At 33.4% G+C, this 7,191-nt stretch carries 6 protein-coding genes; 5 read left to right on the forward strand and 1 reads right to left on the reverse strand.

The annotated features are described in order from the left end of the window. The first annotated feature begins 358 nt into the window (after positions 1 to 358). The 5 genes from A3EU_RS0124335 (at position 359) to A3EU_RS0124355 (ending at position 6,802) form a co-directional block, all read left to right on the forward strand. Positions 359 to 1,078 (forward strand): HEPN domain-containing protein, encoded by a 720-nt coding sequence (locus tag A3EU_RS0124335; protein WP_020538808.1) that lies wholly within the window; start codon positions 359 to 361, stop codon positions 1,076 to 1,078. Positions 1,079 to 1,390: 312 nt separating this feature from the next. Beyond that, a complete protein-coding gene (locus A3EU_RS0124340; RefSeq protein ID WP_020538809.1) occupies positions 1,391 to 2,776 on the forward strand; it encodes a DUF6602 domain-containing protein in 1,386 nt (461 codons plus the stop codon). A gap of 644 nt (positions 2,777 to 3,420) precedes the next feature. Beyond that, positions 3,421 to 3,804 carry a hypothetical protein gene (locus tag A3EU_RS35115; protein WP_245569401.1) on the forward strand — a complete coding sequence of 128 codons (384 nt, stop codon included), beginning with the start codon at positions 3,421 to 3,423 and terminating at the stop codon, positions 3,802 to 3,804. Positions 3,805 to 3,934: 130 nt separating this feature from the next. Then, a complete protein-coding gene (locus A3EU_RS0124350) occupies positions 3,935 to 5,785 on the forward strand; it encodes a DUF262 domain-containing protein (RefSeq protein ID WP_020538811.1) in 1,851 nt (616 codons plus the stop codon). Between the two features lie 204 nt (positions 5,786 to 5,989). Continuing rightward, a complete protein-coding gene (locus A3EU_RS0124355; RefSeq protein WP_020538812.1) occupies positions 5,990 to 6,802 on the forward strand; it encodes a hypothetical protein in 813 nt (270 codons plus the stop codon). Here the strand turns inward: A3EU_RS0124355 and A3EU_RS33725 are convergent. Beyond that, on the reverse strand, positions 6,714 to 7,191 hold a 478-nt coding region (locus A3EU_RS33725), incomplete at its 5' end, for an IS630 family transposase (RefSeq protein WP_156825893.1). The genes A3EU_RS0124355 and A3EU_RS33725 overlap by 89 nt on opposite strands.

Here is a 7,191-nt window from a genome sequence, read left to right on the forward strand (position 1 = left end):
ATAAAAGGCTATTAAAATAAATAAGGAATCAAGTAGAGAAATCGCCTATAGGACATTGGCTACGTTTTACCTCCGTTGAAAAGACGGCGTATGAACCCGTTTATCCGCTCATATTTTCTTTCTAACGGAGTATATTTATGATCAATAATTATTTCAAAATGGTTTTTAATACCATTTAAATAATTTAGATAAAAATATAAAAACTAAACGGCACACAACTCCGCCTACCTGTCAAGCCTCCGCAAGGCTCCGGCCTGCAGGTAGGCTTGATAGTTGTAGCCAATTATCTCATGAAATATCATTATTGAAAAATGAACTAATAAAGGCAAAATGTACATCTCTCATAATAATAAATAGTATGTTGATGGAAGAAAATAGAAAGTTTAAAAAAATGGTTCTCAATAATGAGCAAGGACAATATGCTGCTAGCTTTTTCAGGGCTGCTTACCAAGATTATTTATCAGCAAGGCAACTATTAATCAACGATTTATTATTACAAGGTTGTATTATGGCAAATACTGCCATTGAAAAATATTTTAAAGGAATGAAAGCGGTATTAAACGAATCGATACCAAGACATCATGACATAACTGTTAATAGGTTCAAAAATACAATTAAGAATAAATTTGGAGTTATATATGAAAGAATAAATTTTGAATTTATAGAATTTGTGTCTAAATCTTACGCACTCAGATATTCAGATGAAGTACCAGTAGAATTCAATCTAGCAATAATTAGAGGTAAAACTTTAGCAGAACTAGATTACTTGGTTACAGAAATTGAAGAAAATATAATGATAACTCATTCATTATTAAGAGAAAATAAAAACATGTACAGATTCCACAAGGACATTGAATACCACCTACTTTTTAACTACAACTATTACTTGAAATCTGTTGATAAAACAAATTTTATCGAGCAAAGAGACACTGTGTATGAATTTAGAAAAACATCAGAAAGAGGTGTTTTAGAAATTCAATACACTACAGATCAGATTAAGAATGATGGTAAATTTATATATGATGCGTTTAAACCTGATTTTATTGACGGTAAGAATAAGTTTAATTTATGTTTTTAACCAATACTTGATGAAAAATCGTAACTAATAAAAGATCAGCACAAATCAATTGGTAAGCAAAGAGTTAATGATTTTTTTTGCGAATCTATCAATACTTAATAGGATTAAAAATGTATTTCAAAAAGTATGAATAAAAGAATAATTTTCAAACAAGAAGTATTTCATTATGGCGATTTCTTAAAGTGATAGGTAATGAGATGAAGAAATATAAAGGAAAATAAAACTGGCTACAACTTTGCTAGCACGACAAGCTTCCCTTTGGTCAGCCTGCGTTCTAGCTTGAGTTACACACAATCAGATAAAAGCAACTTTATGAAGTTTGACTTAAGGCAAGAACCACTAGTTATTGACGTTAGTAAAAACTATGAAGAGGTAAAGAAACTAGCTATTCATAAAAGACATGATACTGGTGATGTTTTTGTAGTTCCAGAGTTCTCCAGCGGCGATGTAACAAAATGGATAAATGTTGATGATTATCAAGGAGAGTTAATTCCCTTTTATCTTGGTTTATTTCGAAAGTACACACCTACAAAATACGTAAAAATTAGTGTTAGATATTCTGAGTATGCATCATACATTTTACGTTATCTCTATGGACTAACATCGGAGGATTCTGAAGAAAAGGTCTTGCTCAGAAATCTTGAAGAAAACTTAGACTTAGAGAGTAAAGATGCTGCAATTCTTCTTAAAGTACTTACTGCAGCAGGGGATATCGAAGTACAAAAGAAAAGTGCTCGATATTATTTCTCTCCTTCAAAGAAAGCTCAAAAAAAATTTGATCATCGTAAATTTTTATCGACAATCATTGAAGAGCTAGAAGCTAAAAGTCGAAGGATAGATTTACTTATCAACCATGGAGGTACAGTAGGTTCTTACAGAGAAAATCTACTTATTAACACATTAGAAAAATATCTACCAGCAAAATTTTCAATATCCAGTGGGTTTATTGAAGGAATTCCTAGGCAGTTGGATATTGTTATCTATGATTCATTAAACTTTATACCACTTTTTAATGAGAATAATATTGTTGTTGTTCGAAAAGAATCAGTTCGGGCGGTTATAGAAGTTAAGTCAAATTTGCATTCCAAAGAGCTGAATGATGCATTAGAATTATTGTATGATATAACTAGTTTTGTGCAGCCTGTTATACCATTTTTTAAAGGGATATTTGCCTTTGATACGAATTATAAATCAGCAGATGGAATAGCAAAGAAGATTATAAATTTTCATAATCAAGGGGAGCAGGAAGGTTTCACGCGATATAGGATTGAATACCCTTTTCAACTCTTGGATTCTATTTGTATACCTAATAGATACTTTCTGCATAGCTCCCATGTAAATGTTCTGCCAGATCGTACTAAGGAGTTAAGGCCAGGTATCAGGTCACTAAAGTCAAAGTTTAATTTAAATCCTGAAGGTGCGTTTTTCTTAAGTAGATTATTTGCTTTTTTAGATGTTGATCTTCCGTCACGAAGTATTAATAACGATTACTTTTTGCATTTAGAGAATGAAATTGATACGGAGTTTATGGGACATATTTATGAAGACAAATGGCTTTCTGATCAGCAAATAGTAGGTTCAACCATTCTGTCTACTGAGGAAGCGTACAAAGAGAGATATAATAATGTTGTGAAGTGGTTGGACGGAGTTTTGACAACTAGTGAATTATTTGGAAAGTACCAGAGAAAAGATAGATAAACTGTGTGTAACTTTGCTACTACGTCCATGCTCCCTTCGGTCGCACGTCGCAGTAGCTTGAGATGGGCGCAAAGAGAGTGAAAAACCAAGTTAGATTCAAGTATTCAAGAGTGACATGAAGCGGCGCTCGTTAAGCTCGCAACTAAATACACGGCCCTGCGGGACCGGAAGTGATTTTCTAAATTAGGTAATGCGGCTAGCGTGATAAAAAGAGGGAACAGCTTGGATATTCTTCGTTTAATCATCGAATGCAAAGCTGCCGGTTTTGCTTTGGGGCCCTGTAGCCATTGGCACCATTAGCTTTGTAGATATACCTAGCAATTGACTTTCAGTCGGTGTTTCAAAAGAAGCGGAGATTAGTGCCTTAAATCGTCTTTTGAAAGATAAACTCTGAATCGAAGATGGTGCGAATAGGATTCATATTGTTAGTTAGTACTCTGTTTTTAGGGTGTCAAGAACAACCACTACATTATCCAGAGGTCATCGTAAATAATGACTTGCAATCGTTATATGATAAGAGCATTATTGATTGGCATATACTGAATTCAATTGGCTGGCATTCAGAGTCTTCATATCTACTTCGATTTGACACATTTGTTGAGAATAGGATTTACAAAAAAGACTCTCTAAGAGGAGTATGGGTTATGGATCGAGATATGATTTACGATAAGCAGGAAATGATAAAAACGTTTCCAAGTCATATTGTCGATTTTTTGAGTGTGGATCTTGAGTTATTTCAATCTGAACAATTTTCGTTACTACATGGAGACACGGTGGTATTGACCTTATTTCCTGTTGCAGGGATGTACAGAAACGATATGCTTTATGACCCTATCGATGGATATGTTTACACGCTTTATTATCTGAACTCAGAACTCATTAGAATAGGGCAGAATGATTATATTGAGTTTGACATGGACGAAGAGGAGGTGCGATCAAAAGAGCCACTTCTTCTTCAAATGGTTGACTCTTTAAATGCTTACCAAGTAAATCCAAGATTGAAAAAGTTACTTGATGATAGAAAATGATTCTGCACACAACTCAAGCCTAGGACGACAAGCTTCCCTGCGGTCAGCCTGCGCCTAGGCTTGAGTTGTGTGCAACAAAATGTATATAAAAACGTAATACAAACAATTCAAATTATCGAAAACATAGAATATGGAAGGTTACAATTTAGACACAGGTAAGAAATATATTAAAGATATTTTTTCAAGCGACAGTTTTTATAGTATTCCTGCTTATCAGAGGCCGTATGTTTGGGGGCAAGAACAGGTATATGTTTTATTGGATGATATTTGCTCTGCGATGAGTAGGGATAATGAGAAAGAATATTTCCTTGGTTGCATGATATGGAATACTAAAACTGTTGAGAATAATGATATAAAGTTTTTAACTCAAGATATACTAGATGGGCAACAGAGATTTATTACTCTTTATCTTATTCAAGGAGTAATAAGAGATCTATCAAGTAGTAAGAAGTTAAAAAGTAAGGTTCAAGATCGTATGCAACAGGAAGAGGATCAATTTGATCAAATTCCTGAGAGAAATAGAATTTTATTTGAAATAAGAGATGATAAAGACTTTTTAGATAAATATTTAATTCCAGAAGGAAGTACGAATAAAGTTGATGAAATAAGCATAGTTCAGAGTCATAAAAATAGTTCCATTTCAGTAAAAAATATGAGTAGGGCGATATTAGATATACGCCAATATTGGAAGACTATAGAAAAAGAAGATGAAATTGAAGACATTCAAAAATACATGAATGATTTCTTTAAATATTTATCGTCTAAAGTATTAGTATTATATCTCGCTACTCCTGATAATTTAGATGACGCATATAATCTGTTTACCGTATTGAATAGCAGAGGGTTGCAATTACAGGTGAGCGATATATTACGCGCTCAAAATCTAAGAGAAATACAGGATTCAGAAAAGAAGAGATATGCTGAGAAATGGTCCTCTTATGAGGACGGAATTGGTGCGCCGTATAGGGAGTTTGATGATTTCCTTTGGGCTTTAGTTTTTATTAAAATGAAGTACCGGTCACTAAGTAATAAAAGCTTACAAAAGGCTTTTGAAAACATGTGGAAATCAGGTTTATTAAGAAAAGGAGTTGGTACATTCGATTATGTTGGTAAATACATTGAGCACTATCAGGCAATCACTGATGGATCTATAGAAGATAGCAAAACAGGAAAGTTGTTTTATAATTTAAATTATGTTTTAACATCTGTTTTTGGAAATACGTATATGGCTCCATTAATGTATTACAGAGAATGCTTTGGTGAATACAAGATAGTTGACTTTTTAGTGAAGTTGGACAATTTGTTGTCAGCAGCTTGGCTAATAAATAAAAGAGGTGGACAGACTCGTATTTTCATTCTCTTAAGAAAAATGGAAGAATTCTCTAAAAGCAGATCTTTACATGAGACTTCTGCTGAAGCAGCAGATAGATTCTTAGCAAGTGAATTACTTAATTATGATTACGATGACGAGAATGCTACAACAAAAATTGATATACATGATTTATATGACTTGATTAATAAAGAAAATTTTGGTTCATTTAGTGGGACTAGAGTTAATAAACTAAGATACCTTCTTCTTAAACTCGATATAATCTTGGGTGATTTAAATAATAAAATTTATTTTGATAGAAAGAGTTCAAGTATCGAACACCTTATGCCAAGAACTATATCTGATACGGGATGGGATATAGAAGAGTCAGAACATCAAGAATGGCTACATAGGTTAGGAAACTTAGCAATGATTAACCGTAAGAAGAATGCTGCTTTTTCAAATAGATCTTATGAAGATAAAAAAAGCAAGTATTCTAACTCAATAGAAACGCGAGCGAATACAAACTTCATTTTTCTTACATATAACAGATGGGGTATTGATCAAGTCTGTGAAAATCATAAGCGGATTTATGAGTTATTACACAGGTATTATGATGGCAATAGTCTAGAAAATCTTCTAAAAATGAAGAGGGATTTATTAAATAAATAGAAGCACACAACTTTGCTACTACGTCCATGCTCCGCTTCGCTGCGCACGTCGCAGTAGCCGGAGTTGGCTACAATTACGAAATTAGACATTTTGTTAAATGTTATATATTTACATTGTAACTCAGGAATTTTATAGTCACGCCAAAATGGACGTATAGTCCATTTTTAAAATGAAGACTTTTGCTTAAAGATTAATAATTTAACCATGGCAAGTATTAGAGCTTTTAATGAAATTAGTAGTATCGATTTTGAGAATGAAAAAATTGATTTAATAACGAAAAAAATAGAATCGGAAGATAAAAACTATTTGATTGGAGTAAACGAAGAAGAGTATATTAGTTTTTTGATCAATGAGTTTTCTGTTGAACCACTTGTGATTCACTTTGATCAAGAGTTAATAGAGGAGCCTAAAGTCAAAAAGAGGTGGGTTGATAACTTTAGAGCTTATGATGAGAAGTATCAGGTCGATTCTTATATTTTTAAAATAAAAATTCCTTATGAAGGCTCTCCTGAATTACTCTCAGTGAGACCGAGTACTTATGTAATGTCGTTTGGAGATATAGGAACAGAAATGTTTGAAAAAACCATCATAATAAAAATGGAAGTGACGGACATTGATTCTAAAGCTTTTATAAAAGAAAAAGAAAGTTTAATAAGAAGAACTTTTGCTAACCTAAATAACTCAATTGTCTACGCAGAACGATTCAATAACAAAATAAAGCTAACTACACCTACTCTTTTTACCAAAAGGAAAGAAAAAATTCTCCGCGAGAATAAATTTTTTCAAGCTATCAATGTAAAGATTGATGACAAAACTAAAAAGGTATTCTCTCCGCCAACAGTTAAAAAGACAAATATTCCACAACCAAAACTATCAGGAAAGTCTGATTTTTCTTTAGAGCCTAAATTGTCGGTTGCTATACCCGTCCCTAAGTGGTTTGGGCGTACACAGAAGCCCCACCTACTGAACGAAAATTCAACGTTAGTAGCCTGCGCAACTCCGACTTGTATGACTTAGTGTCATTGAGGAAATCAATTATTCCGTCTTTGAATTTTGAATACGTATCGTAGTAAATAGAGCTGATGGCTTTTTTACGCATAAACTTCCAAAGCCGCTCGATTAAATTCAAATTAGGGGAATACGGGGGGAGAAATACAAATTCTATACGCTGATCAGCGGCCCAATCCTGAAGCATTCTATTGCGATTATACCGGGCATTATCACAAATCAGATATATTTTCTTTTTCGGATGTTTCTTCAATAATTGCCGACACAGCCGTTGGGTAGACTGAGCATTGATAGAATCAGTGATGTCATAAACCAAGTGTTCAGGCTTAAGTGCGTTGATTGCGCCGTTGATATTTACCCGTTTACGTCCACTATTACAGTCCACTTCAAAGTCTCGG

The sequence above is a fragment of the Lewinella cohaerens DSM 23179 genome, assembly GCF_000379805.1.
GTDB classification, from domain to species: domain Bacteria; phylum Bacteroidota; class Bacteroidia; order Chitinophagales; family Saprospiraceae; genus Lewinella; species Lewinella cohaerens.